This window comes from Pedobacter insulae, from assembly GCF_900113525.1.
Taxonomy (GTDB): domain Bacteria; phylum Bacteroidota; class Bacteroidia; order Sphingobacteriales; family Sphingobacteriaceae; genus Pedobacter; species Pedobacter insulae.
In genome coordinates this window covers 269114-296051 of sequence record NZ_FOPP01000005.1, presented here as the reverse complement: position 1 = coordinate 296051, position 26938 = coordinate 269114, and the positions used below count along the sequence as shown (strand labels likewise).

Below are 26938 nucleotides of genomic sequence, written 5' to 3'. Positions count from 1 at the left end.
TATCTCGATGCAGTTATCCTTAAAAACTAATCTTCGTTTAGGCCTTGGCTTATCATTAATTTTATTAATCCTCAGTTCCCTTGCTTCTTATGTCAGTATAAATAATTTAATAAAGAATGCTGAGTTGGTCTCCCAAAGCAACGAGATAATGAACGGACTCGACAACGCGATATCTACCTTAAAAGATGCTGAAACGGGTCAAAGAGGTTATTTGCTGACAGGGAATAAGGTATTTCTAGAACCTTATATCGGAGCCAGCGAGAGAGTAAATGCCTTATATAATACCATCAAGGAAAAAACTCTAGAAAATGTATTTCATCAAAAAAAAATAGATGAACTAAAAGAAATCTTAGACAGCAGATTAAACATTATCGAGAAAACTATTAAAGTTAAAGAAAATGGCGCCACGGTGTCCGAAGGCTATTTATTGGACGGCAAAGTTTACATGGATAAGGTAAGGCAGATTATCAACGACATGCAAACAGAAGAAAGAAGACTTTTGGCAGCCCGCACTACTGAATTAAATGCGTTTGCAGGTTATACACCAGTTCTTATTGTTTTCGCTGCGCTTTTATCCTTATTGATTACGCTGTTTTTTTACCGAAAAGTTTCAAAGGATTTTAATCAACGCATTAAGTTACAAAAAGAATTGCAGGATGCTAATGAAGAAACTGCCAATAGAATTCAAATTATCCAAACTATCGCCGCACAGATTTCAAAGGGCGATTATTCGATAAGAATGGATGATGAATCTAAAGATAGCCTAGGAAGTTTAGCTGGATCACTCAATGCAATGGCCGAATCATTACATTATTCCTTTAATTTGTTAGAAGACAAAGAATGGTTGCAAACAGGCGTTGCGAAACTAAACGATAAAATGGTTGGAGAAAAAGATTTACCAACTTTAGCAAACGACATGTTGGATTTACTGGTAGAGCATACCAAGAGCCATGTTGCTGCACTTTATGTACTTGACGAAGACAAATATCTTCATTTAACTGGCTCTTATGCGTTAGAAAGGCACTTAAAAGAGCCTGTAGTTGCTTTGGGAGAAGGACTGATCGGACAATGTTTAGAATCGAGAGAACTAATGGTTTTGGAGGGAATTGAAGCGACAGATCTTACTATTAGTTATGCAAGTGGCCAAACAAAGCCAAAAACGATAGTGGCATTTCCTATTTTACGGGATGGATTAATGGTTGGAGTTATAGAATTAGGCACGTTAAATACTTATCCACCACGAAAACTAGAGTTTTTAAGAAGCGTTTCCAACAATATAGGAGTAGCAATTCATGTGGCTCAAAATCGGAAAAAATTACAAGAATTTTTAGAAGAAACGCAGGCTCAAGCCGAGGAACTGCAAGCACAACACACTGAACTTGAGGGATTAAACGCAGAGCTTGAGGCACAGACACAGAAAATTCAGGCTTCAGAAGAAGAACTCCGGGTTCAACAAGAAGAATTGCTTCATACTAATCAAGAATTAGAAGAGCGAAGCAGCTTATTGGAAGAAAAAAATCAGACTATTCAAGAACGCAATATAGAAATACAGCAAAAAGCGGAGCAGCTTGAACTTAGTACCAAATACAAGTCTGAATTTCTAGCTAACATGTCGCACGAACTGCGTACACCTTTAAATTCTATATTGTTACTTTCTAAGTTAATGGCCGACAATGAAGAGCTGGCTAAAGAATATACGGAATACGCTGAGGTGATACAAAGTTCGGGACAAGGACTATTAACCTTAATTGATGAGATCCTAGATCTTTCAAAAATCGAAGCTGGAAAAATGAAACTAGAAATCGAAGAGGTTAATATTGATGCCATAGCCAGAAATTTACGTGCACTGTTTAACCCCATCGCTAAAGACAAAAACCTAAATTTCGAAATTAATATAGCGGATAATTTACCGAAGACTATGGTCACCGATAAAATGCGACTGGATCAGATCTTAAAGAACTTATTATCTAACGCCTTTAAGTTTACGGCAAAAGGAAAGGTGAGTTTAAGCTTAGCTACCGATCGCAGTTATAAAACAATCATATTTAAAGTTAAGGATACCGGAATTGGAATTGCAGAAGACAAATTGTCGTTGGTATTCCAAGCATTTCAACAAGCAGATGGTACCACACGCCGTAAATTTGGCGGCACGGGCTTGGGTCTGTCAATTAGCAAGGAACTAGCCAAATTACTTGGGGGTGAGATAAAATTAAAAAGCACTGAAGGACTTGGAAGTGAGTTTACCTTATCAATTCCAATCAATTATGGTGATAATGCTGAATACCTAGAACAACAAAATCAATTTGAGTTGGAACAAGCCGTGCTAGCAGAAAAAGCAAAAGAACTCAATGAGCGTTTCACTGTAAACCATATTCCAAATGATATTGAAGATGATCGGAACAACATCTTACCTGACGATAAAGTCATCTTAATTATAGAGGATGATACAGCCTTTGCTAAAACATTATTAGACTTTACCCGTAAAAGAAATTATAAAGGAATAGTCGCCGTTCGTGGCGATGCAGGCATAGAAATGGCCAATGCATTTAACCCACTTGCTATCTTGTTAGACATACAGCTCCCAATAAAAGACGGCTGGGAAGTAATGGAAGAGTTAAAAGCAAACCCTAACACGAGACCAATACCTGTTCATATCATGTCGTCGCTTGCCGTAAAAAAAGAAAGTTTACTAAAAGGCGCGGTAGACTTTATCAATAAACCTGTTGCATTGGAACATATGAAGCAGATTTTTGAAAAATTAGAAGAAGCATTGAGTAGACATCCAAAAAAAGTATTGATTGTTGAAGAAAATGAGCAACATGCCAAAGCTTTGAGCTATTTCTTAAGCAACTCCAATATTCAAACTTTAGTAGTGCGAAATGTAAATGAAAGTATTGACGCACTACAACAAAAAGAAGTAGATTGTGTAATTCTCGATATGGGTGTTCCTGATAAAACCGCTTATCAAACCCTCGAAACTATCAAGAAAAGCAACGGCTTGGAGAATTTGCCCATCATTGTTTTTACAGGAAAAAGCTTATCTAAGGGGGAGGAAAGTAGAATTAAACAATATGCAGATTCCATTGTAATAAAAACTGCTCACTCTTATCAGCGAATTTTGGACGAAGCTGGCTTATTCCTGCATTTAATTGAAGAGAAAGGCAAACAAAGCAAAGAGATTCCAGAGCATCTAGGCGGTCTCCACCAGGTGCTAAAAAATAAAACGGTCTTAGTAGCTGATGATGATGTACGCAATATATTTTCACTTACCAAGGCGCTTGAGCAACATAATATGCGTGTACTATCGGCCACGGATGGCAAAGAAGCATTACGTGTACTAGAGGAAAATCCAAAAGTTGACGTTGTGCTAATGGATATGATGATGCCAGAATTAGATGGTTACCAAACCACCAGTACAATAAGAGAAATGCCAAAGTATAAACAATTACCCATCTTAGCTGTTACTGCAAAGGCAATGATGGGAGATCGCGAAAAATGCATCGCAGCTGGAGCATCAGACTATATCTCTAAACCAGTAGATATAGACCAGCTGATTTCATTGTTACGAGTTTGGTTATATGATAAAGTTTAAAATTGTTTTAAAAATTTATGGAAGTTAAAACAAAAAAAATCCTAATAATAGACGACGACAGCAGAAATATATTCGCATTAACAGCTGTCCTTAAAGCAAAAAAATATGCTTGCCTATCAGCTAGCAGCGCCAAAAAAGGTTTTAGCTTGATCGAAAATGATGAAGACATTGCCGTTGTGCTAATGGATATGATGATGCCCGATATGGATGGTTATCAAGCAATGTCCAAAATGAAAGAATTACCGAAATTAAAACATATACCCGTAATTGCAGTTACCGCACAGGCTATGGTAGGCGATAAAGAAAGGTGTTTGGAAGCGGGCGCCGTTGGGTATATTTCGAAACCAATTAATATCGAGGAACTAGTAAATCAAATCAATAAGCATCTGTAACGTGTCTAATCAAATCACTATAAGCGACGAACAAATTGAATTTTTGCTTGCAGATGTGTTAGCCTGGTATGGTTATGATTTTACGGGTTATTCCAGAGCCTCGTTAAGGCGTAGAATACATCGGGTATTTGGCCTTGATAAGCAAGTAAGCTTTGCAGAATTTCGGTATAAAATTATTAACGATAAAAGTTATTTTAAGCGCTTTGTAGAACAGATTACCGTAAATGTGACCGAAATGTTCCGTGATCCTGCCTTCTATAAAACATTGAGAAATCTGGTACTCCCACATTTTGGAACTTATCCTTTTATTCGAATTTGGCTTGCCGGATGTTCTACCGGAGAAGAAGCCTATTCTATTGCAATTGTATTAAAAGAACTAAATTTATTAAATAAATCACTAATTTACGCTACAGACATTAATCCAATAGTTTTAGAAAAAGCATCACAAGCTATGTTTCCAATGAGTCAGATGAAACAGTATTCCGAAAACTACATTTCTTCAGGGGGAATTAAAGATTTCTCGTCATATTACAGCGCTAATTATTCGTTAGCTAAGTTTGGCGACGAATTAAAGTCTAAAATCATTTTCTCGACGCACAATTTAGTATCCGATCACTCTTTTAATGAGTTTCAATTAATTCTATGTAGAAATGTTTTAATCTATTTTGATAGAAGCCTGCAATTTAATGTATTACAGCTTTTTGATCAAAGCTTGGAAAATTTGGGTTACCTAGCACTAGGTACTAAAGAAACTATTGATTTTTCACCCATTACAAAAAAATATAAACGGTTAAATACAGAAAAAATTTGGAGGAAACAGGGTGAAAGAGTGTAAAGCATTGATTATTGCGGGCTCTGCCGGAAGTTTAGAAGTTCTTTTAAAGGTTCTTCCCGACTTAAGAACAGATATGAGCTTTCCGATTATCATTGTTGTACATAGAAAACAGGGCGCTGACTTTCTTTTGGCTGACTTATTATCGGCCAGGACCAAATTAAAAGTTAAAGAAGTTGAAGAAAAGGAAGAAATTATGCCTAAAACAATTTACATAGCTCCTTCAGATTATCATCTACTTATCGAAAAAGAGCATACATTTTCTTTAGACTACTCAGAAAAAGTAAATTACAGCAGGCCTTCTATCGATGTAACTTTTCAGTCTGCCGCCGAAGTATACACAAACAAACTAGCTTGCCTATTGTTGTCGGGTTCAAACGCTGATGGTGTGAATGGATTAGAAACTGTAACACATTATAAAGGCGTAGCTCTAGCGCAAGATCCAAGCACTGCCTCCGTAAGCTATATGCCCGAACAGGCGATTTTAAAAGTAAAGATAGCGCATATTCTTAAACCCGAAGATATGGCAAGTTATATTAATTCATTAAACCAACCGCTTACTGTACAATGAACAAGAAAGTATTCATTTTTGACGACAACACAGACATCCTGGAATTATGCACCTTAATTCTAGAGGATGCTGGTTACGAAATCAAAACTTCTGCTACCTCTAACGATATCACCAACCAGGTTTCGGCCTATATGCCCGACTTGATCTTTATGGATAATTGGTTGCCTGATGTTGGTGGCGTTGAAGCAACTCAGGAACTTAAAAGCGACCCTTTATTAAAACATATTCCAGTAATTTATTTTTCGGCTAATAATGACGTAAAAGCGCTCGCTGAAAAAGCGGGCGCTGATAACTATTTGGCCAAACCTTTTGATATTCAAGCCTTCGAAGAAATTGTAAAATCAAGTTTAATACAGGATGCCTAATTTTTCATCCTTCCTTGCTCTGCTTCAGTTCCGGTAGCACGGCGACGAGCGGGTTTAATCTCATTTTTACCAAATCGGTAGGTGAAACTGATTCTACCAACTTGTGTTTCATTTTTTTGGTAAAGCGTGTACTTTAAGCCAGGATAAGTGCTTGATAAGTTTGAAGCTTGTGTATTGAACACATCATTTAAGGCTAGCTTTAAACTTGCCTTTTTATTAAGCAGAGATTTGGTAAGGCCCATATCAATCCCATACCTAGCGCCAATACTTAGTGTTCCGTATTCTAATGGCGATTCATAACTACCCATCAGCTCTGCAGTAAAACCTTTAACAATGGTAAAAGTATTCTGGACCTTGTACTGAAATGAAGTTTTCCCTGTCTTTAATGCACTTCCTGCTAAATCAGGTGCTTCGAAACTTAGATAAAATACATTTAAGTTATTATTCATCTCCCACCATTTGGCAAACTTAATAGGAATATTTAAGTTCGCACCATAGCTTATGTTTTTCGCAATATTAGCATTTGTTTGGTACAATGCTTTTTGGGAATTATCAGGCAATATAACTTGGGTAATTACATCGTTAACCCTACTATAATTGAAGCTCAGTAAATACTTTTGCAATAAGGTATAAGACAATTCGAAATTATGGGTGTATTGTGGATTCAAAAACGGATTTCCCTTACCATAGGTATATTGATCAAGATAATAAATAAAAGGGTTTAAATCATCATAACTAGGTCGGTCGATCCTGCGACTATAAGAAATTCCTAATTGATTATTTTTATTAAGCTTTTGATTGATAAAAATGCTTGGAAAGAAATCAAAATAGGTTCGATCAACAACATCGTTGGTTGTGATTAAATTTCCTTTAGAGTGTGTTTGCTCCATTCGTAGTCCCAATTGAATACTTGTATGCTTAAACTGCTTATTCAAATTGGTATAGGCAGCGTTTACATTTTCATCGTATACAAATTGGTTGCTCCTTCGCACGTCATTTTGCCAAACATTATTTATATTTTCTTCTGCAATCAGGTTGTTATCCGTTCTAACCCAGCTACTTTTCAAGCCAGCCTCAAACTTCATTGTTTTGTTAATTGAAAGACTATAGTCTACCTTGAAAGCTTTAATATTGATAATACTGGGTGTTGTATTCCTGATGTGGCTTGTTGGTCTTGCTGAACCTCCACTCGCATTTAAATAATTATTGATATAGTTTCCTCCATCATTACCACTAAATCGTGAATAGTCTAAATCTGCCGATATTTCCTGTCCCGCTGTATCCAAAACCGATTTATAATTAAGATTATAGGCTATGTTATTGTAGCGGTTGGAGATGATATTCTTAGCAACAAGTGAAGAATCTACTTTGGTAAACGACGAACCTATCAATGTTGAATTATCCGCATCTTCAATAGAGCGGTTCAAATATCCATTCACCAAAAACCCAATGGTATTATTTTTATTCAAAGAAACGTCGATGCCTGCTTTAAAATTATTATTCTTACCGTGGCGAATATTGTCCGTTAATTGCATAAAATAGGTGTCCTTATTCCCATTGGCTATCCGATCGATGGTCATATGATTGCCCCTTCTATTATTACCATAGTTATAATTACCAAAAATATTAACGTACTCCGTCCTATTGTTTAAGTTAATTCCACCATTGGCCTTTAAATTTTTTCCATAACCCATTCCTGCATTTACGCTGCCATTGGTTCCGCCATTTTTATTCTTTTTAGTCTTGATATTGATAATTCCAGAGTTACCAGCAGCGTCATATTTAGCAGATGGATTAGTTATTAACTCAATGCTTTCAATTTGTTCGCTTTGCATGTTTCTTAACAAGTTGGCCACATCAGCACTGCTCATGTACGTTTGCTTACCGTCTAACATAATCAATACGCCTTGTTTTCCCTGCATTGAAATTTTATCATCCTGATCAACTGTAACTCCCGGAGCCTTTTGTAATACTTCTAAGGCCGTTGACCCAATAGCCACACTGCTATTTTCAACATTCATCACTAAACGATCTGTTTTCCTTTCAATTAATGGCTTCACTGCTGTAATACTCACAGCTTTTAAGGTCTTACCCTGCGATTGAATAATAATTTTACCTAAATCCAAACTCAGCAATTTTTCTGTTAAACTAAATTCATTCCCTTTATACGGGGCAAACCCCATTAAGTTTACTTTTAGGTAGTAGTTTCCTGTTTTTATTCCCACCAGTTGGAATTTCCCTTCCGCGCCGCTTAAGGTAGTTTTTATCAATGATGAATCTGTTGCCTTAAAAAGTCCAATAGTTGCGTAGTCGACCGGTTTTTGGCTCTCATCGAAAACAAACCCGTTTATTGTTCCCTGAACAGCCTTTTCTTGAGCTCGCACCTTCCCTGTGGTAAAAATAGTGAGTAGGATAATCGATAAATAGTAAATCTTCTTCATGTACTAGTTGTTTATTAGGTTAAAAATTAAGCATAAAAGTTCCACGTGCTCGCACACGATTGGTTTTTACTCCAAAAATTTTAGCTTAGCTTAAGAGGAAGAAAATCCCTCTTATTTTAGTTTGTATGATATAGACGACAAGTAGCGAAAAAAGGTTACAAGAAATTTTCATTTTTTCTTTGTTCCTCCAAAAGCATACAAGACAACAACTATTTCACACCTAATACATCAACTCCCTGGTCAAAAACAATATCAACAGGGATACCGATTTTACTTAAACGATTTAAATCTGACTGCAATTCTGCGCCGATAACTCCATTTTCCTTTTGTGCTTTTTCAACCGCAACTTTATCCCCATTCCCTTGCAAAGCAAGAATAACTCCACTCAATCCGTTCATAGCGGTTGCAAATTTCTCGAAATTAACGCGGTATGTTCCACTATTTGCCCTTTCGAAAGCTCCTTGTGCTTTGAAATAATTGAAACACTGCATATTCGCTTTTCCATGCGCACTTGATGCGCCAAAACGAACAGAGCGAAGAATACCAGCCATATACGTGGTATAATATTCTTTAATATCCCCTGTCAATTCTCCTTTTTTAAGCAATCCAGTAACCATGTAAAGACCCAAAACATCCGCTTTTCCTTCCTCTAACCATGAGTATTGCTCTTTTAAAGCGTTACGAACAGTCCCACTTCCATTAACCGTATTTTTTATTCCCAGTCCATGAGCCACTTCATGAAACATTACATTTGCAAAGAATGCATCAAACTTGATATATTTTTGTTGGTCTTTGGCAATTAATTCATTGGCAATCGGCACCAAAATTTTATCAAACTTAGCGAGCATGGCGTTTTTTAACTGCGAGCGACGGGTTCCTTTCTTTTGTTGAATTTCCTCATCGTTCGGTAAATTCACCGCAATGGTTTTTGAACCCGAATTACAATCTCCAGCATAGTAAACCACGTCGTAAGCATTTAATTCGGAGTCGGTCCCGGGAACCTCTCTTTTATATTTTTCTGCAACAGGAAGCTCCTTCTGTAATGCTGGCAACATCGAAACATATTTCGATAATCGTTTACTCCAATCCTTATCCTTTACCAACACGTAGGCTTCAAAAGCTGCTCGTGCATTTAACAACTTGTCTTCATAATTCTCTATCGGCCCGATAATGATGTCTAACCCGTTGTTTTTCATATCGAGCCACGCATAATCGCTGGCCTTATAATTATCAGTTATCAAAGCCTCAGCCCTTAAGTTTAGATATTTCTTAAATCCGGCATCGTCAGTTAACAGTGCCGCTTGCTTTAACAAATTGCTCGCCTTTTGGAGCTCAGCGGCATAAAGAACGTGATACGGAACCGAAATCAATTTATCTTTTTCTGTACGAATTACAGAATATAAGCCATACTTATCTTTAACATCAGACTTCTCAAGGGCCTCTTTGGTCATATTTGCCGGATAAAAAGTTCCTGTTTCCGATTTTTGCCCGACGCCAGCAACAAAAGGCTTATCACCGTTTAAGCGATCCCAAGGACCATAATTTATCTTTATAAACTCCTTTGTATTTTCATTCTTCACGGTATTCAATAAACTATCACGTTGTGGATAAGCTTGTTTCCAAAACAAATCATCCATAATAGCCGCAGCCTGAATTAACAAAGGCAAAACTTTACGCTCACTTGCACTAAGCTGATTTAAATTGGTAGTTAATTTTACCCTTTCGTAAATTTTAATTCTACTATCAACGTAATCCTGTAACGTATCGCTTGCCTTTTTATCGGATTTATGCTCGGTGGTTTGTGTAGGATTTTGACAGGCAAAAAGTCCAACAATTGACATTAAACCAAAAAATAATAGGCTGTTTTTATTCACGTTGTTCATCTAATTAAAATTGTTACTTATTGAAATGATTTCAAAGCACTAAATTAGTAAAAAATAAGACCCTTTAATTAATCTGCCACAATCAAAATATATGATGCTGTATAAAAACTTAACTAAATCTCTTTACTTCTTGTTTGCAATTTCTTTATTACTTAACAGTTGTAGCTCTTCAAAATATGCTGCTACCGATAAAGAATATAAGCGCATGGCAAAAGATTTTTCCAAAATTATTAAGGCTACGCCCCCAACCGGACAATATATCGACTCATTAAACAACGAGCAGCATTTTGTAGGCACTGTGAACATGGGAATCCGTAAGCCGAATTATGTAATTATCCACCATACTGCGCAAGACTCAACCGCACAAACTTTAAAAACCTTTACGTTAAAAAGAACGCAAACCAGTGCGCACTATGTAATTGGCAGAGATGGTAAAGTATATCAAATGGTTAATGATTATTTACGTGCCAATCATGCCGGGGCAGGTAAATGGGGTACAGTAACAGATATGAATTCATGCTCAATAGGCATAGAAATGGATAACAATGGAACAACAGATCCGTGGACAGATGCCCAAATTAATAGTCTTTGCTCCGTGTTGGCTACCTTAAAAAAGAAGTATTCGATACCTACAGCTAATTTTATAGGTCACGCCGACTTTGCCCCGGGTCGTAAAAACGATCCTAGAAACTTCCCCTGGAAAACTTTAGCTATAAATGGTTTCGGATTGTGGTATGATGATATATTAACCATGCCGCCACTAGATTTTGATACAACTGTAGCGCTTCGTATTATCGGCTATAATGTGAGCAATGTCGGCAACGCCATCAATGCCTTCAAAATACATTTTGCACCCGATGGGGATTCTAAAACCCTAAGCGAATCTGATAAGTTGATATTATATAATCTCTATAAGAAATATTTGTAAAGCAAAAAAGCGACCATGGGTCGCTTTTTTGCTTTTGACTAAGCCTTCGGCTTCCAAGCTTCTTTCAATCCAACAGTTCTATTAAAAATCAACTTATCCGGCGATGAATCCTTATCAACACAGAAATATCCTTTTCGGATAAACTGATACGGTTGATGTTCAGCTAGAGTTGCCAAATAAGGCTCTATATAAGCATTGCTGATCGTTTGTATGCTTAATGGATTTAAATACTCTTTAAAATCACCTTCCTCACTATCTGGCGACTCAACACTGAATAAGCGATCGTATAATCTCACTTCTGCAGTTTTTGCGTGCGCCGCACTAACCCAGTGGATTGTTCCTTTTACGTTAATCCCACTCGTGTCTTCGCCACTTTTTGACTCAGGAATATAGGTACAATGCACTTCCGTTACCTCACCATCCGGACCTTTTTTAAAGTCGTGGCATTGAACAATATAGGCATGTTTTAAACGTACCGTCGCACCCGGGGCTAACCTGAACCATTTCTTAGCCGGCTCTTCCATAAAATCTTCACGTTCTATCCATAATTCCCTGCTAAAAGGAATTTCTCTAGTTCCGCCTTTATCTTCTGCTTCTGGATTATTCTCGCCAATTAAGGTTTCTGCTTGTCCTCCTGGATAATTGGTAATCACCAGTTTAATAGGATCTAAAACTGCCATCACTCTGGTAGCACGCTTGTTCAGATCTTCACGGATACAAAACTCCAACAAGCTTAGTTCAATTAAGTTCTCTCTTTTAGCAATCCCTATGCGCTCACAAAATTCTTTAATACTCTCTGGTGTATAGCCTCTTCTCCGCAAGCCGCTAATGGTAGGCATTCTCGGATCGTCCCAACCGCTTACCAAACCCTCATTTACCAATTGCAGCAATTTACGCTTGCTCATTACAGTATAGGTAAGGTTTAATCTGGCAAACTCATATTGCTTTGAAGGAAAAATACCCAATTGCTCAATAAACCAATCGTACAATTCACGATGTGATACATACTCGAGCGTACAGATGGAATGAGTAATGTTTTCTATGCTATCACTTTGTCCGTGGGCAAAATCGTACATCGGGTATATGCACCAGGCATCTCCGGTACGGTGATGATGCGCATGCTTAATGCGGTAAATAATTGGGTCACGCATCAGCATATTCGGACTGGCTAAATCTATTTTTGCACGTAAAGTACAAGCGCCGTCAGGAAGCTCTCCAGCTTTCATGCTCGCGAACAGAGTCAAGTTTTCAGTGATGGTACGCGCACGATAAACGCTCGGTTTGCCCGGTTCGGTCGGCGTGCCTTTTTGTTCAGCAATTTCTTCAGCTGTGCTATGATCTACGTAAGCCAAACCTTTTTCAATCAAAGTTACCGCAAAGGCATGCAGCTGGTCGAAATAATCAGATGCGTAAAGCTCGTTTTTCCATTCAAAACCCAACCAATGAATATCCTCTTGCTGGCTGTTTACATATTCTGTTTTTTCCGTTACCGGATTAGTATCATCAAAGCGCAAATTGGTGTATCCACCGTATTTTTGCGTTAGCCCAAAATTTAGGCAAATCGCCTTAGCATGGCCAATATGTAAATACCCATTTGGCTCAGGAGGAAAACGGGTAACCAAAGTTTTCGTCTTTCCACTACTTAAATCATTCTCTATTAGCTCTTCAATAAAGTTTAATGATTTTTCTTCACTCATATAAATTGTATCTTTTGAACCTCAAAGTTAATAAATTAACCGGGCTTATGAAGGGACAGCAGTAAAATATCTGGGTTTTCAAGATTGAATAAATATCAGCCATCCCGGTCTATTTGAGTACCCTCATCAAGTTGCATGATAGTGCCCAAAAATATTTACATTTACACCATATTAGGAAAACCAAATAACAAGTTTTATGAGTAAAGCACTGAACAGGCCAATACGGGTTTTAGTAGCAAAAGTCGGCTTAGACGGGCATGATAGAGGCGCGAAAGTAATCGCTACCTCTTTACGCGATGCGGGCATGGAAGTGATCTATACCGGATTGAGACAAACCCCAGAAATGGTGGTAAATGCAGCGCTACAAGAAGACGTGGATGCCATCGGAATCTCGATCCTTTCTGGAGCCCATATGACGGTTTTCCCAAAAATCATCGCAATTATGAAGGAAAAAGAGCTGACCGATGTTTTACTGACTGGAGGCGGCATTATTCCCGAAAAAGATGTAGCCGCTTTACAAGAAATCGGCGTAGGTGGCTTATTCCCTCCTGGTACACCAATGACTACCATTGTTAGCTATATCGAAAACTGGGTTGCTGAACATAGAAACTTTTAATATGACTTATCAAAACATCCTTTCAGAATTAAGGGAAAATATCCTTTATGTAACAATTAACCGTGAGGCGAAGCTGAACGCCTTGAACAAGGCAACCCTCGCAGAATTAGCCGCTATAATTAACTATGCTACCACTCATCACGAAATTCGTGGGGTTTTGTTAACTGGAGCGGGTGAAAAGGCTTTCGTAGCAGGAGCTGATATTTCAGAATTTCAAAACTATAACCTGGAAGAAGGAAAAGAACTAGGTCGCACAGGCCAACAAAATGTTTTTGATGCAATCGCCAATTGTCCAAAACCTTTCGTGGCAGCCATCAATGGGTTCGCACTTGGCGGCGGATTAGAACTAGCTATGGCCTGCCACATTCGAATTGCCTCAGAAAATTCAAGATTGGGCCTTCCTGAAGTGACATTAGGGTTAATTCCCGGTTATGGTGGAACACAGCGCTTGACCCAACTAATAGGCAAAGGAAGAGCAATGGAAATGATCACAACTGCCGATATGATTACAGCCGAAAAAGCGGCCCAAATTGGCCTTGTAAATGAAGTAGTACCACCAAGTGCATTAATTGCGAGAGCCGAAGAAATATTAGCGAAGATTAAACAAAGAGCCCCTTTGGCGGTTGCCAGCGCCATTAACGCCATCAATGCCTCCTTAAATCCCGAGGTAAATGGTTTCAATGTAGAAATTGACGAGTTTGGAAAATGCTTTGACACCGCTGATTTTAAAGAGGGAGTTAATGCATTTCTTGAGAAAAGAAAACCTATTTTTAAAGGAAATTAACCAAGCATTCATTAATAATGAAATTACAAATTTTAAGCCTTTTATGCGGTTTGGTACTTATAGGTGCAGTAACGGCAAAAGCACAGACCAGACCAATCCCACCAGATAAACCCGTAACAGGCTTTCGCTTTGGCATCGGTCTTGAAGGTGCTCTACCGATGGGCGACATGAAAGATCTTTATAACTATAAAGTGGGGGGCGGACTAACCCTCCGATTTTCGAAAGGTATTGCTGAAAACCTCGATGTACTTTTAACAGGCGGAGCTATTGGCCTCCTTCCTGAAGATTTAGCAAGCGAAACCTACGACACAAATCCTTCTATTCTAATTCCAGTAAAGTTGGGCGCAAGGTTTATGTTGGGCAACAATTTTTATTTAATGGGTGAAGCGGGGATGACCTTTACCAAAATTTATACGATTACTAACATAGACATGACAACGGGCGACGTTAACGAAGGATTTGTAAATGGCTCAACTTTTGGCTATGCGCCAAGTATTGGCGTCCGCTTTGGCAAACTCGACATTGGTTTAAGATATGAAACGCTAAGCGATATTAATGGAGGGAAGGGCCTAAAATTTGAAGGCGTAGGTAGTTTAAATGATGGAAACGGGCTAAGCAAAGCTCCCGCAAGTTTTTTGGGTTTAAGAATAGGTTTCGACTTTTAACAGTGTAGAAATTATTGCCCATTCTAAATATTTGCTTATATTTAACTCATATTATTTGGTTACGCATTTATCATGAAGAAAATATTAATTGTAGATGATGAGGTAAATATTGGGCTTCTATTATCTAAATTTTTAACCCGGAACTCTTTTATTGTTGAAACAGCAACCAGTGGCGCTTCGGCAATGGAATATCTTGCTAAACAAAGTTTTGATCTGGTATTGTGCGATTACCGTTTAGAAGATACCGATGGAAAGGATATTTTAATTAAAGTAAAAGACCTCTATCCTAAAACTGGCGTAGTCATCATTACAGGATATTCTGATATTAAATTAGCCGTTGAATTGATTAAGCTTGGTGCGTACGACTATATAACGAAGCCGCTATATCCGGACGAAATTCTAAATACGATTAATAAGGCAATTGAAACTCAAATTGCTTTAAACCAAAATGACGCTGAGTCAATAGCATCAGATGTAAAAAAAGACAAGAGCACTAAGCAGCTAATTGAAACTGATGAGTTTGTAGTTGGTCAAAGTAGCGCATCAAAAGATCTTATCAAACAGATCATGTTGGTTGCACCCACCAACTACAGCGTAATTTTAACCGGCGAAAGTGGTACAGGTAAGGAATCCGTTGCTAAGACGATCCATTTAAATAGCCCTAGAAAAGACAAACCTTTTGTAGCGATGGATTGCGGCTCTTTAACGAAAGAATTAGCAGGAAGCGAGTTTTTTGGACACGAAAAGGGTTCCTTTACCGGTGCATTGTATACGAAAATTGGCCATTTCGAAATGGCAAACGGGGGCACCTTGTTCTTGGATGAAGTAGGAAATTTATCGTACGACATTCAGGCTGCGTTGCTTAGAACAGTTCAAGAAAGAAAAATAAAGCGTATTGGAAGCACGAAAGAAATAGAACTTGATGTTCGGATTATTGTAGCTACCAATGAAAATTTAAGCGATTCTATTCAAAAGGGGCGGTTCAGAGAAGATTTATATCATCGTTTTAATGAATTTTCTATTCACTTGCCTCCTATTAGCCAAAGAGGAAGAGATATTATTGTATTTGCTCATACTTTTCTTAAAATAGCCAACGATGAGCTTAATAGAAACGTGACTTCCTTTTCTCATGAAGTAGAAGAATGCTTCTTAACCTATAACTGGCCTGGAAATGTTAGAGAGTTAAAAAATGTAGTGCGGAGGGCCACATTGTTAACAGAAAATGAAGAAATCCAACTCAAAGCACTTCCTTTAGAAATTTCTACTTATGCAAAAGCTACAGCCATTGAAGCAGCAGTAGGAAATACAATTATTAATACTACTAAACCACGGGATCTTAAAAATGCCGCTTTAGAGGCAGAATACGAAGCTATTTTAAACGTATTAAGAGAAGTAAACTTTAATAAAACCAAGGCTGCAAAGCTTCTGAATATAGATAGGAAGACTCTTTATAATAAGATGAAAGCTATAAACTTGGATAACTAGTATACCATGTCCATCTTTACCTATAAGCAACGCAATAACATAAACCTGGTGATTATTATAGCATTAGGCTGTCTAATTGCTTATTCTTTGCAAGGCATTTTTGGATCTATATTAAGTACGCTTGTACTATATACCATACTCAGGCCTGCTTATATCCATTTTGCAGAAGTAAAAAAATGGAATAAAAGCTTTACTGCAATTTCATTGCTATTTCTTTCGCTTATTGTGCTTGTTCTTCCATTTTATGCGCTAAGCAGCATGGTAATTGCAAAGATAACAGAGCTGAACAATAATCAGATTTACTTTACCAATCTCCTTAATAAAATTAAACATCTATTTGAGTTTAGCGAAAATGCTACTCAAATGATTGAAGACGGATTGAAAAAAGCAGGCACTTGGGCAACCGGGCTATTCCCTTCCCTCATTACCGGAGTGTTTAATATAGTCTTCGGGTTACTTTTGATGTACTTTTTACTATACTTTATGTTAGTAGAACGAGACTCATTCGAGAATGCGCTGTTAAAATATGCCCCTTTTAGAGAACAAAATGCAAAACGTTTTGCCGAGGAAATGCGCAACACAACCTATGCCAATGTAGTGGGACAAGGGTTTATTGCCATTGTACAAGGTTCATTAGTAAGCTTATGCTTTTATGTCTTAGGTTACAGCGACCCCGTCTTCTGGGGCGTAATTACAACATTTATTTCATTTGTGCCAATTTTAGGCCCACCTGTCGTGTTTGTGCCTGCCGCTTTACTACAAATTGCTGATGGAAACAACTTTGCCGGATGGGCCATGTTAATATTTGGCTTCGTCGTAATTATCAATATTGACAATGTGCTTCGTTTTATGATTGCCAAAAAAGTTGGCAACATTCATCCTGTAATTACGGTTATTGGCGTGGTTATTGGTATTCCTTTATTTGGCATACTAGGACTAGTTTTTGGACCACTTCTGTTTTCTTACTTCTTTTTATTGATCCGGATTTATGAAAAAAGCGCGAAAGCAACAGAAAGATTGGATCGAATAAAAACAATTCAGGAGCATGATGAGTTATAATATAACTTAAAGTGCATTGCCATTGTAAATAAAAAATTGTTAAACATAAATTTAAGATCATGAACGACAACTCAAAAGTATTAATAGCGCTATTAGCAGGTGTAGCAGCAGGTGCTGCATTAGGTTTATTATTTGCACCAGAAAAGGGAAGTGAAACCCGCGACAAACTAAGTCAATCTTTGAAAGATTTAGGAGATTCGATTAAGGATAAAGCGGCAGACGAAATCAATAATCTTGCGACTTTAAAAGATAAAGTTGTTGATTCAATCAAAGGTAAATTAAGGGAAGTAGAAGACGAATATTCTAGTGAAGTAGAAAACGTTTGATTTACCTAAAATTTAATATATAATGGAAGAAAATAAAGAAAAAGGTATCGCAGATATTTTCTCGGATGCGAAAGACTATATCGATACGCGCATTGAATATACGAAGCTAACTGCCGTTGAAAAGGGCTCAAAGCTAATCGCAGATTTAATAACAAGCGGCGCTGTGGTTATTGGCTTTATGCTTGCTTTTTTATTTGGCACCTTCACGCTCGCCCTTTTTCTTTCTGATATTTTGGGCACTTATACACGGGGTTTTGGCTGTGTGGCCGGTATTTATTTTATCATGTCCATTATTATTTACCTAATCAAAGACAAGTATTTGGAACCAGGCCTGGTTAATCTGTTCATTGCAAAATATTTCGATAAGTTAGCCGATAAAGACGACGATGATGAAGACAAATAAAAACATACGAACCTTAGCGGAACTAAAAACTGAAATACAACTCTTAAAAGTTGATTACAAACAAAAGGGCGTTCAACTTAAGTATGATTCAAAAGCTTATATAAATCAATTTAGCCTAAGCAATTTAATTAAGAAATATGCTACTCCAAGTGGATTTTTAAAGTTCGATGAAAAAACCAACATTAGCAGTAAAATCATGTCGATTGTGCTCCCAATGATCATGAATAGTACGCTTTTTAAAGGATCTGGTTTAGTTACGAAAGCCCTGGGCGCTCTTGTCTCTGGAAAAGTTGGAAAATCATTAGATGCAGAAAGTTTATCCGGAATTTTTAATATGATAAAATCTTTTTTTACCGGTAGAAAAGCAAAAACTAAAAATGAAGTAGCCTTTGTAGACTATGGAATTCCCCCAGATAGCGAAACGTATTAATTTTAAATAGGCTGCCGTTGGGCGGCCTATTTATTTCTTATCCACACTATATTTGCCTGGACCAATAAAAAGTAATCCCAGAAACAACACGCCTAATTCAATTGCATGTGAAGCTTCCATAATACCCTGTTTTGGGTCGGATAAATGTACTAGACATGCTATAATCATCACAAACAAGAGTAGAATATTAGCTGGTCTAAAAAAGAGCCCTAAAAGTAAAAACAATCCACCAACAGCTTCAATAGTCGCAGCAAGAAACCCCCATACAGCAGGGAAAAAATCAATTCCAAGGAGCTGCATACTGCCTCCTATCTGTTTCCACATCTCTATACCGCCTGATATTTTTGGATACCCATGAACCATCATCATAGCGCCAATGCCTACCCGAATAATTAATAAGCCCGTATTACGGTACTTACCTAAACTAGCTAAAATTGCCATCTTATATATACTTAAATTGAACTTCTTGTTTATTTATATTTAACGAAATGTTTCTCCCTAAAACCATCGCTCTATTGTCATCAATATGCCCCGTAGGGAAGTTAAAGCAAACGGGATAATTATACTCCTTAACCAACTCCCAAATCACCTCTTCGGGCGTTTGCCCAAAAGGTATTGTCTCTTCTCCCAACTCATTAAAAGCACCAACAATTAATGCCTTCAATTTGTTCAGTTTTCCCTTCCTTTTTAGAATACGCATCATCCTATCGATCGAATATTCGTGTTCTCCGACATCTTCCAAAAAAAGAATCTTATCTTCAAAATCCATCTCCGAAACAGAACCTTCAACAGCGATCAGCAAGGTTAAGTTTCCGCCAATTAATATCCCCTCGACATTGCCGGGTCTATTTCCAAAAACACTTTCATATTGATAACTTATTTTTTCACCAAATAGTATTCCTTGTAAACTGGCTAAAGCCTGCGGAGTACTGTTTTCAAAAGTATAGGGCATCTGCCCATGAATGCTTTGGGTATTCAGCTTTGCGAAGGCATGGGACAATAAAATGGTAATATCACTAAAGCCAATCAACCATTTAGGATATTCATTAAAGACTGTGAAATCTAACTCATCAATAAGGCGAATGGTACCATAACCTCCCCTACCTGCTATAATAGCCCTTATCTCCGGATCATCTAAAAACCGTTGCAAATCTGCTGTCCTTAAATTATCGTTTCCAGCAAATTGGTGATAATCTGCATTCACCGTTTCACCAATGATTACCTCCAGTCCCCATGATTTCAAAATCGCAATTGCACCATCAATAGGCTTGGGTAATTTTTTAGCGGGACAAACTATTGCAATTTTATCTCCTTTTTTTAAGTAAGGTGGCTGTTTAATCATAGGTAAAAACAATATCTTTGCAAAATAAATAAATAGTTTTGGATAACGATAAAATTAAAAGATATACCGTAACGGCAGCCCTGCCTTACACGAACGGCCCTGTGCATATTGGTCACCTGGCTGGCGTTTATTTGCCTGCAGACACGTATGTGCGTTACCTTCGTTCTAATAAAAAAGATGTAAAATTTATTTGCGGTTCTGATGAAAATGGCGTTCCAATTACCTTAAAAGCTAAAAAAGAAGGTATAACCCCACAAGAGGTCGTAGACAAATACCATAAAATTATTGGCGATTCTTTCCAGGAGTTTGGCGTTTCTTTTGATATTTATCATCGCACCTCTTCACTAACCCACCATCAAACAGCTGAAGCTTTTTTTGAAAAGCTTTATAATGATGGGGTTTTCACTGAAGAAGTAACCGAACAATACTATGATGAAAAAGCACAAAGCTTTTTAGCCGATCGATATATTACGGGTACCTGCCCAAAATGCGGAAACGAAAATGCCTACGGTGATCAATGCGAAAATTGTGGCAGTACGTTAAATGCGACAGACCTGATCAATCCAAAATCAACTCTATCTGGCGAGCCACCTGTACGTAGAGAAACAAAAAACTGGTTTTTACCTTTAGATAAATACGAAGATAAATTAAGAGCCTATATTGAGAGCCATAAAGAATGGCGGCCAAACGTTTACGGCCAATGCCAAAGCTGGTTAAACGCAGGTTTGCAGCCGAGGGCTATGACAAGAGACCTGGACTGGGGCGTACGTGTGCCTGTTAAGGGTGCCGACGGCAAAGTTTTATATGTGTGGTTTGATGCGCCGATAGGTTATATTTCTGCTACTAAAGAGCTTTGTAATTATGCAAAACTTGATGTTTGGAATCCGAAAGCTGAAGAGTATTACATTCGGCAGGTTGCAACAGATAAATGTGACTGGGAAGCATATTGGAAAGAGGAAGAAACTAAATTAGTTCACTTTATCGGCAAAGATAATATTGTATTCCACTGTGTTATTTTTCCAGCAATGCTAATAGCTCATGGTGATTATATTTTAGCCGATAATGTGCCCGCAAATGAGTTTCTAAATCTTGAGGGTCAGAAAATATCGACCTCAAAAAACTGGGCAGTCTGGTTAAATGAATATCTATTGGAATTCAAAGATCAACAAGATGTTCTGCGTTATGTATTAACGGCAACGGCTCCAGAAACGAAAGACAATGATTTTACCTGGAAAGATTTCCAAGCCAGAAACAACAACGAGCTAGTGGCTATTCTAGGTAATTTTATTAACCGAGTAACAGTACTTACCCATAAATACTTCGACGGGAAAGTGCCCACGTTAATGGATTTAACCGAGCAAGATCAAGCGGTTATCGATGAGTTAGCAGCTGCGCCGGCAAAGGTCAGTGCGTCTATTGAAAATTACCGCTTCAGAGAGGCTCTGGGCGAGGTAATGAACATTGCCCGTTTGGGTAATAAGTATCTAGCCGAGACAGAGCCTTGGAAAGTCATTAAAGCCGATGAAGATCGTGTTCGCACCATTTTAAATATCAGTTTGCAGATTGCAGCCAATATTGAAATTTTAATCGAACCATTCTTGCCTTTTACAGCAGGCAAATTACAGAAAATGCTGAACTATGGCGGTCACCTTTGGGCTGATGCTGGGAGTATAAACCTGTTAAAGCGCGGACATCAATTAAACGAACCAGTATTGTTGTTCTCAAAAATTGAAGATGAAACTGTTCAAGGCCAAATCGATAAATTAAACAATAGTAAAGCTGAGAATATTGCCGCAAATAAAAAGGTAGCGCCGGCTAAACCAAACATCCAATTTGACGACTTTGGCACAATGGATATCCGTATAGCAACCATTATCGCAGCCGAAAAGGTCGAGAAAACAAAGAAGTTGCTAAAATTAACTGTTAACACGGGTTTAGATGAGCGCACAGTAGTATCAGGTATCGCAGAATATTACCAACCTGAAGATATCATCGGTCAGCAGGTGAGTTTACTGGTTAACCTTGCCCCTCGTGAAATCAAAGGCATTGTTTCTCAAGGAATGATTTTAATGGCAGAAGATTCTGAAGGGCGGTTAACATTTGTTGCACCAGGCGTTAAGTTTGAAGAAGGAAGCACGATTAGATAAGCGTAATACTTCTTTCAATATTAATTTGCCTTAAAAAATATTCATCATGGGAAACCACTAAAAGTACTCCTTCGTACGCCAGAATAGCCGACTTTAAAATCTCCAAATTTTGAATGTCTAAATTGTTGGTAGGCTCATCTAATATAATCATTTCTGGTTTTTGCATCGCAATAGTTAAACAGCAAAGCATTAAACGCATTTTCTCGCCGCCGCTAAGAGCTAAACAGGGCTTGCCCCAGCATTCTTTAGTAAATAGAAATCTGTTCAACAGAATCTTTACTTCATGCTCCTGCAATCCGCCAGCATTATTTAACTGAGCCTGCTCATAAATTGTGAGCTCGTTATTAATCAACGCGTAATCCTGATCAATGTAAATGGCATTTACTATCACATTTGTTACGGTGCCCTGTTGAGGAAGCAACTGACCCAATAGCAATTTTAGGAATGTAGTTTTCCCCGATCCATTTGCTCCCTTTAATGCAACCCGCTCTCCTGCACCTATACTAAAAGTTAATGGTTCAGGCCATAACATGGTATTGTCATAAGTAAAATTCAATCCCTCTACTTTTATCAATACCTTTCCTCGATTAAATAAAGAGTGGTCAAAACCAACTTTCATTTTCTCTATATCGGATATTTCAGTGCGCAGCTGTTTTAATCCTGCCGATACTTCAACTATTTTTTTTGCATGTACACTCCTTAGTTTTGAAGTACTCTTCTCGGCATTATTACGAAGAGTATTCATAGAAATCCTCGATAAACCTGCCTGCTCTTGTTTCTTCTTCCCTCGAGCATCTAGCTTCTGCTGGCGTTCTAATGATGCTTTTTCTACATCTTTCGCCTTGCGAAGCGCTTTCTCTTCATTCTTTAATCCAAGCATTACTGATTCCTGCTCTATGCGCTTCTGCGTTAGGTAAAAATCGTAATTTCCACCATAACGGGTAATGCCGTTTTTACTAAGTTCACAAACCGTATCAAGTAAATTCAATAAAGTTCTATCGTGGCTTACTACCACTAAAGTATTCGAGGTAGTTTTAATATATTCATATAGTAAAGTTCTGCCTGCTATGTCCAAATGGTTACTGGGCTCATCTAACAGAACTATTTTAGGCTGATGGATCATCATTCCTGCTAAAAACACCCTCATTTTCTGCCCACCACTAAGTCCTTTTATCTTTTGGTTTAGATCCAACACCTTTAAGTCCCAATGTTTTAAAGCTGTAGCGCAGCGTTCCTCTATTGTCCAATCATCATCAAGCAAAGATAGATTTGCATCGGTTACGTTACCACTAAGAATTTCATATAAAGCTTTAATTTTTTCTTCAATGCCCAAGGCCTTTGCAATGGTATCTTCATTATATTGAGCGAAAAGCTGAGGGACAAAATAAGGCGTCGCATCGGTTTTTAACACGCCTGCCGAAAGTTGTAGGTTCCCTGATAAAATTTTTAATAGCGTCGATTTCCCCACTCCATTGTGGCCAACCAATGCCACTTTATTTTGTTTATGAATGGTGAGATTTAAATTGTCGAACAACAAGTCCCTATTTGGATGCGTATAGGTCGCCCCCTGTAGAATAAGCATAATTTCTTTTAATAATTGTGAATAAAAATGAGCCCGACATTTCGGCTCTATCCATTTTTTTAAAGAAATTATCTCTTACATTAACCTACGTTTTTGGTGAGCGACAAAAATAAGAAAAATCGCTAAATTATCAGATATTTATTCGACTGTTCTTTTTTCTAAAACGTTTCCCAGCTTGTCGTAAGCAACTAACACTGTCAAATTGCCTTTATTAAAAGGCATTTCCAAAGTTTTGCCTGCTGGAATGAGGGTGGTGAAATAAGGAACATTCTGTCGATAATCGCTTTCATTCTTCATTTCACTTTTGTAGAATAGGCTTACCTGAACTGTATTGTCCAAACGATTATGATAATTTGTCCTATCCTTCCATAAAGAAACTTCACCTCGGCTATTGTTTAAAAGGAAATAATCAACAGGAGCCACTCCCGCTATTCCGTTTAGATCTTTTTTAGAAATAAGCTGATACTTGCCAATACCACTATTGCGATATAAATTGAAATGAGTTTGACTAATGGTTAATGGGTCAACCTGCGCCAGGTCTTTGAAATAACTAGCCATCCACTTTTTCCCACCTGCGAAAGGATGCTCTAAAATGTGGTCGACTCCAGCAACAATTAATACTTTGGCGTGCTTATCGCTCCCTATCGTTTTACGATAGAGGTTCTCTGCCTGCCCAACCTCTCTGTCCTTTTTCGGATCCTCATTTTCGTAAGCCACGAATTGATAGCCTAACTTCTTGGCTTCACGTATTAAATTGCCGTAAGTTTGCTCTCGCGTATAGAAACCAGTTTTTAAAACAGGATACGTTTTTGGTTGATTTAATGCTGTGTCGGCACTTGTACCCAACGCTTCTAAAGCCAAATACGCGTAACCCTCAGCCCGCAGCTTTGGCAACAAATCTAGTATCAAAGTTCGGTGAGCCGGATAAAAATGATTTTCGTTGATCATTACTACGTTCGTTAACCGAGCTCTAGCTACAATTGTATCCATCGCAGCATGATCGAAAGTTACCTGCCGCTTAATAACGCTTATCACACTATCTTTAGGCTTAAACTTACTCTCTATTTGTTTAACCAAATCATCGTATAAAGGATTATTTTTCAAAAACGATGCAAAAGTTAGCTGCATTTGAACTTCTAAGCTATTTCCCTGATTTTTTGGGATAGGAAATTGTTGCATCTCTAAAAGTACTTTCAAAAAGGCATTGGAAGACATCGATCTATTTAAAACCGACAAAACAGAACTCGTATCCTGCATATAGTTGTGACCAGATTTTATCCCTGCGTAAATATTTCGCAAATCCGTTCCCATAGAGTTCGCCGCCTCTTCATCGCTGGTAATTCCTAAAAAATGTAAAACTTGATTATCAATAACAGTATCCAAAACCAATTTATTCTTACCACGCTTTTCTAATTTGTCTCCAATAGTTACCAGAATTTGATAGGACGGTGAAGCTGTTGTGCCATAAACTAATACTGGATTAACAGTTTTAACCTTGTTTTTCTTCATCGCCGATTTGATAGACTTCTTGGAAATCAGGTATTTGATATCTGCGGGGGTGGTTAAGTGAAGTTTAAGCGAATCATTCAAAATATGAACATTCGAATTTTGTAAATATCTGTTATGATTAATCTGTTGGCTAACGCTATTTGCGCAACCAATCATACAAGTGATTCCTACTAAGGAAATGATAATACGCAGCTTTCCCATCATCAAATTTGCAATTTATGCTAGCAAATATAACTGCATTTTTATTAAATATAAGGTTAGAACCAATGTTCTTGGTCAGGTTTTTGCAGCTAAGAAAGCGAAAAGAAACAGGTATGACCCAGAAGATAGAAATCAAAAATTTAGAACAGAGCCACTTTGATCAGTTGCTCAGCACAATGGAAAAAGCTTACCGTTCATGGGACGGCAGCATGTGGAAACGTGAAACGATTGACCTGCTAATTAAAAAGTTTCCCCTTGGTCAGTTTGTAATTTTTGCTGATGGAATTGTAGTAGGAAGTGCTTTTTCAATTATCGTAGATTACGACCAGTTCAGCGACAACCACACTTATAAGCAAATTACCGGTAACTATACGTTCTCTACCCATACCGAAGATGGAAATGTACTCTACGGTGTTGAGGTCTTCGTACATCCGGATTATAGGGGACTAAGACTTGGCCGCAGACTATATGATGCCCGCAAGGAGCTCTGCGAAAAACTTAACTTGCAAGCAATTATCTTCGGTGGAAGAATCCCTAATTATCATGAGCATTCGCAAGAATACGGGCCTAAAGAGTATATACAAAAAGTAAAACTGAAGGAAATCTACGACCCGGTATTGAGTTTTCAATTAAGTAATGATTTCCATGTTAAGAAAGTACTCAAAAACTATCTGCCCGAGGATAAACAGAGTGAAGAATACGCAACTTTACTCCAATGGGATAATGTTTATTACACGCCACCGACTAAAATTGGCGAAAAGATCAGAAAAACGGTCAGAATTGGTTTAGTTCAATGGAAGATGCGGGTCTTTAACTCCATAGACGAACTCTTTCAGCAAGTTGAGCATTTCGTAGATGCGATAGCAGCCTATAAGGCAGATTTTGCAGTTTTTCCGGAATATTTTAATGCGCCCTTAATGCATGAGTTCAATCAAATGAAAGAAGCGGATGCCATGAGAGCTATGGCACAGTTTACTCAAAGAATAAAAGAAAAGTTCTCTGAGTTTGCGGTAAGCTACAACGTAAACATTATTGCGGGCAGTATGCCCCTTTATGAGAATAATAGCCTGAAGAATGTTGGTTACCTTTGCCACAGGAACGGAAAAATTGACAGTTATGAAAAAATACACATCACTCCAGACGAAGTAAAGTATTGGGGGCTAGAAGGAGGAGAAATGTTGCAAACCTACGATACCGATGCGGGAAAAATTGGCATACTTATCTGTTACGACGTTGAATTTCCTGAACTGCCTAGGCTGTTGGCAAACGAAGGTATGCAGATACTTTTTGTTCCTTTTCTTACCGATACGCAAAATGCCTACATGCGGGTAAGAACATGTGCACAGGCACGGGCCATAGAGAATGAGTGCTTTGTCGCAATTACAGGCAGCGTGGGAAATCTTCCACAGGTGGAAAACTTTGACCTTAATTATTCTCAATCGGCTGTGTTTACCCCGAGCGATTTTGCTTTTCCATCCAATGGCATAAAAAGCGAGGCAACTGCCAACACAGAAATGATCTTGTTGGCAGATGTCGACCTTAAGCTGCTAGATGAACTCCACTCCTATGGCAGTGTACGAAACCTAAAAGATCGCAGGCCGGATTTCTATACCTTGAAAAGAAACCGCAAGGTGTAGAACCTGGGCAATAATTCTTACCTTTATCTTTTTACGCTCCCCTATGGACTA

23 protein-coding genes are annotated in these 26938 nt (G+C 38.0%); 16 read left to right on the top strand and 7 right to left on the bottom strand.

All coding sequences use genetic code 11. The annotated features are described in order from the left end of the window. Positions 1-7 precede the first annotated feature (7 nt). From BM207_RS10740 to BM207_RS10720, 5 genes are read left to right on the top strand one after another with little or no spacing between them, the layout of a single operon-like run. Positions 8-3592 (top strand): response regulator, encoded by a 3585-nt coding sequence (locus tag BM207_RS10740; RefSeq protein WP_090993804.1) that lies wholly within the window; start codon positions 8-10, stop codon positions 3590-3592. Between the two features lie 17 nt (positions 3593-3609). Beyond that, positions 3610-3984, top strand: a complete 375-nt coding sequence (locus tag BM207_RS10735) for a response regulator (protein ID WP_090993802.1) — start codon at positions 3610-3612, stop codon at positions 3982-3984. 1 nt (position 3985) lies between these two features. Then, positions 3986-4819 carry a CheR family methyltransferase gene (locus tag BM207_RS10730; RefSeq protein WP_090993800.1) on the top strand — a complete coding sequence of 278 codons (834 nt, stop codon included), beginning with the start codon at positions 3986-3988 and terminating at the stop codon, positions 4817-4819. Beyond that, positions 4806-5387 (top strand): chemotaxis protein CheB, encoded by a 582-nt coding sequence (locus tag BM207_RS10725; protein ID WP_090993798.1) that lies wholly within the window; start codon positions 4806-4808, stop codon positions 5385-5387. The genes BM207_RS10730 and BM207_RS10725 overlap by 14 nt, the downstream gene beginning before the upstream one ends. Further along, on the top strand, positions 5384-5752 hold the full coding sequence (locus BM207_RS10720; protein ID WP_090993796.1) for a response regulator: 369 nt from the start codon (positions 5384-5386) through the stop codon (positions 5750-5752). The genes BM207_RS10725 and BM207_RS10720 overlap by 4 nt, the downstream gene beginning before the upstream one ends. Here the strand turns inward: BM207_RS10720 and BM207_RS10715 are convergent. Together BM207_RS10715 and BM207_RS10710 are read right to left on the bottom strand one after the other, a co-directional pair. Further along, positions 5749-8193: an outer membrane beta-barrel family protein gene (locus BM207_RS10715; protein WP_090993794.1), complete on the bottom strand. Its 2445-nt coding sequence runs from the start codon at positions 8191-8193 to the stop codon at positions 5749-5751. The genes BM207_RS10720 and BM207_RS10715 overlap by 4 nt on opposite strands. A gap of 209 nt (positions 8194-8402) precedes the next feature. Next, positions 8403-10076 (bottom strand): dipeptidyl-peptidase 3 family protein, encoded by a 1674-nt coding sequence (locus BM207_RS10710; protein WP_245768081.1) that lies wholly within the window; start codon positions 10074-10076, stop codon positions 8403-8405. Positions 10077-10167: 91 nt separating this feature from the next. Between BM207_RS10710 and BM207_RS10705 the strand changes: the two genes are divergently transcribed. Further along, the gene (locus BM207_RS10705; RefSeq protein WP_245768080.1) at positions 10168-11004 is read left to right on the top strand and encodes an N-acetylmuramoyl-L-alanine amidase; all 837 of its coding nucleotides are present in this window, start codon (positions 10168-10170) and stop codon (positions 11002-11004) included. Positions 11005-11042: 38 nt separating this feature from the next. On the opposite strand, the gene BM207_RS10700 is transcribed toward BM207_RS10705, so the two are convergent. Further along, entirely contained in the window at positions 11043-12701 is a 1659-nt protein-coding gene (locus tag BM207_RS10700; RefSeq protein ID WP_090993792.1) for a glutamine--tRNA ligase/YqeY domain fusion protein, read from the bottom strand. Between the two features lie 196 nt (positions 12702-12897). Between BM207_RS10700 and BM207_RS10695 the strand changes: the two genes are divergently transcribed. The 8 genes from BM207_RS10695 (at position 12898) to BM207_RS10660 (ending at position 18469) form a co-directional block, all read left to right on the top strand. Next, the gene (locus BM207_RS10695; RefSeq protein ID WP_090993790.1) at positions 12898-13317 is read left to right on the top strand and encodes a cobalamin B12-binding domain-containing protein; all 420 of its coding nucleotides are present in this window, start codon (positions 12898-12900) and stop codon (positions 13315-13317) included. 1 nt (position 13318) lies between these two features. Further along, complete coding sequence (locus BM207_RS10690; protein ID WP_090993788.1) at positions 13319-14101, top strand: enoyl-CoA hydratase/isomerase family protein; 783 nt, start codon at positions 13319-13321, stop codon at positions 14099-14101. 17 nt (positions 14102-14118) lie between these two features. Further along, entirely contained in the window at positions 14119-14766 is a 648-nt protein-coding gene (locus BM207_RS10685) for an outer membrane beta-barrel protein (protein ID WP_090993786.1), read from the top strand. Between the two features lie 72 nt (positions 14767-14838). Continuing rightward, positions 14839-16251 carry a sigma-54-dependent transcriptional regulator gene (locus BM207_RS10680; RefSeq protein ID WP_090993784.1) on the top strand — a complete coding sequence of 471 codons (1413 nt, stop codon included), beginning with the start codon at positions 14839-14841 and terminating at the stop codon, positions 16249-16251. Positions 16252-16257: 6 nt separating this feature from the next. Continuing rightward, positions 16258-17310 (top strand): AI-2E family transporter, encoded by a 1053-nt coding sequence (locus BM207_RS10675; protein ID WP_090993782.1) that lies wholly within the window; start codon positions 16258-16260, stop codon positions 17308-17310. A 59-nt stretch (positions 17311-17369) separates the two neighbouring features. Next, a complete protein-coding gene (locus BM207_RS10670; protein ID WP_090993780.1) occupies positions 17370-17636 on the top strand; it encodes a YtxH domain-containing protein in 267 nt (88 codons plus the stop codon). A 22-nt stretch (positions 17637-17658) separates the two neighbouring features. Beyond that, on the top strand, positions 17659-18039 hold the full coding sequence (locus BM207_RS10665) for a phage holin family protein (protein WP_090993778.1): 381 nt from the start codon (positions 17659-17661) through the stop codon (positions 18037-18039). Then, a complete protein-coding gene (locus BM207_RS10660) occupies positions 18023-18469 on the top strand; it encodes a hypothetical protein (RefSeq protein WP_245768079.1) in 447 nt (148 codons plus the stop codon). Before BM207_RS10665 ends, BM207_RS10660 begins: the two co-directional genes overlap by 17 nt. 30 nt (positions 18470-18499) lie before the next feature. Here BM207_RS10660 and BM207_RS10655 read toward each other — a convergent pair whose 3' ends face one another. Both BM207_RS10655 and BM207_RS10650 read right to left on the bottom strand, forming a co-directional pair. Continuing rightward, complete coding sequence (locus BM207_RS10655; protein WP_090993774.1) at positions 18500-18910, bottom strand: DoxX family protein; 411 nt, start codon at positions 18908-18910, stop codon at positions 18500-18502. A 1-nt stretch (position 18911) separates the two neighbouring features. Beyond that, on the bottom strand, positions 18912-19811 hold the full coding sequence (locus tag BM207_RS10650) for a S66 peptidase family protein (RefSeq protein ID WP_090993772.1): 900 nt from the start codon (positions 19809-19811) through the stop codon (positions 18912-18914). Positions 19812-19849: 38 nt separating this feature from the next. On the opposite strand from BM207_RS10650, the gene metG reads away from it, so the two are divergent. Continuing rightward, positions 19850-21958, top strand: coding sequence for a methionine--tRNA ligase (gene metG / locus BM207_RS10645; protein ID WP_090993770.1), 2109 nt, complete (start codon positions 19850-19852; stop codon positions 21956-21958). On the opposite strand, the gene BM207_RS10640 is transcribed toward metG, so the two are convergent. Together BM207_RS10640 and BM207_RS10635 are read right to left on the bottom strand one after the other, a co-directional pair. Continuing rightward, positions 21951-23540 carry an ABC-F family ATP-binding cassette domain-containing protein gene (locus BM207_RS10640; protein ID WP_090993768.1) on the bottom strand — a complete coding sequence of 530 codons (1590 nt, stop codon included), beginning with the start codon at positions 23538-23540 and terminating at the stop codon, positions 21951-21953. The genes metG and BM207_RS10640 overlap by 8 nt on opposite strands. Positions 23541-23678: 138 nt before the next feature. Next, positions 23679-25253, bottom strand: coding sequence for a hypothetical protein (locus tag BM207_RS10635; RefSeq protein ID WP_090993767.1), 1575 nt, complete (start codon positions 25251-25253; stop codon positions 23679-23681). A 110-nt stretch (positions 25254-25363) separates the two neighbouring features. On the opposite strand from BM207_RS10635, the gene BM207_RS10630 reads away from it, so the two are divergent. Beyond that, the gene (locus tag BM207_RS10630) at positions 25364-26887 is read left to right on the top strand and encodes a bifunctional GNAT family N-acetyltransferase/carbon-nitrogen hydrolase family protein (protein WP_090993963.1); all 1524 of its coding nucleotides are present in this window, start codon (positions 25364-25366) and stop codon (positions 26885-26887) included. Positions 26888-26938 lie beyond the last annotated feature (51 nt).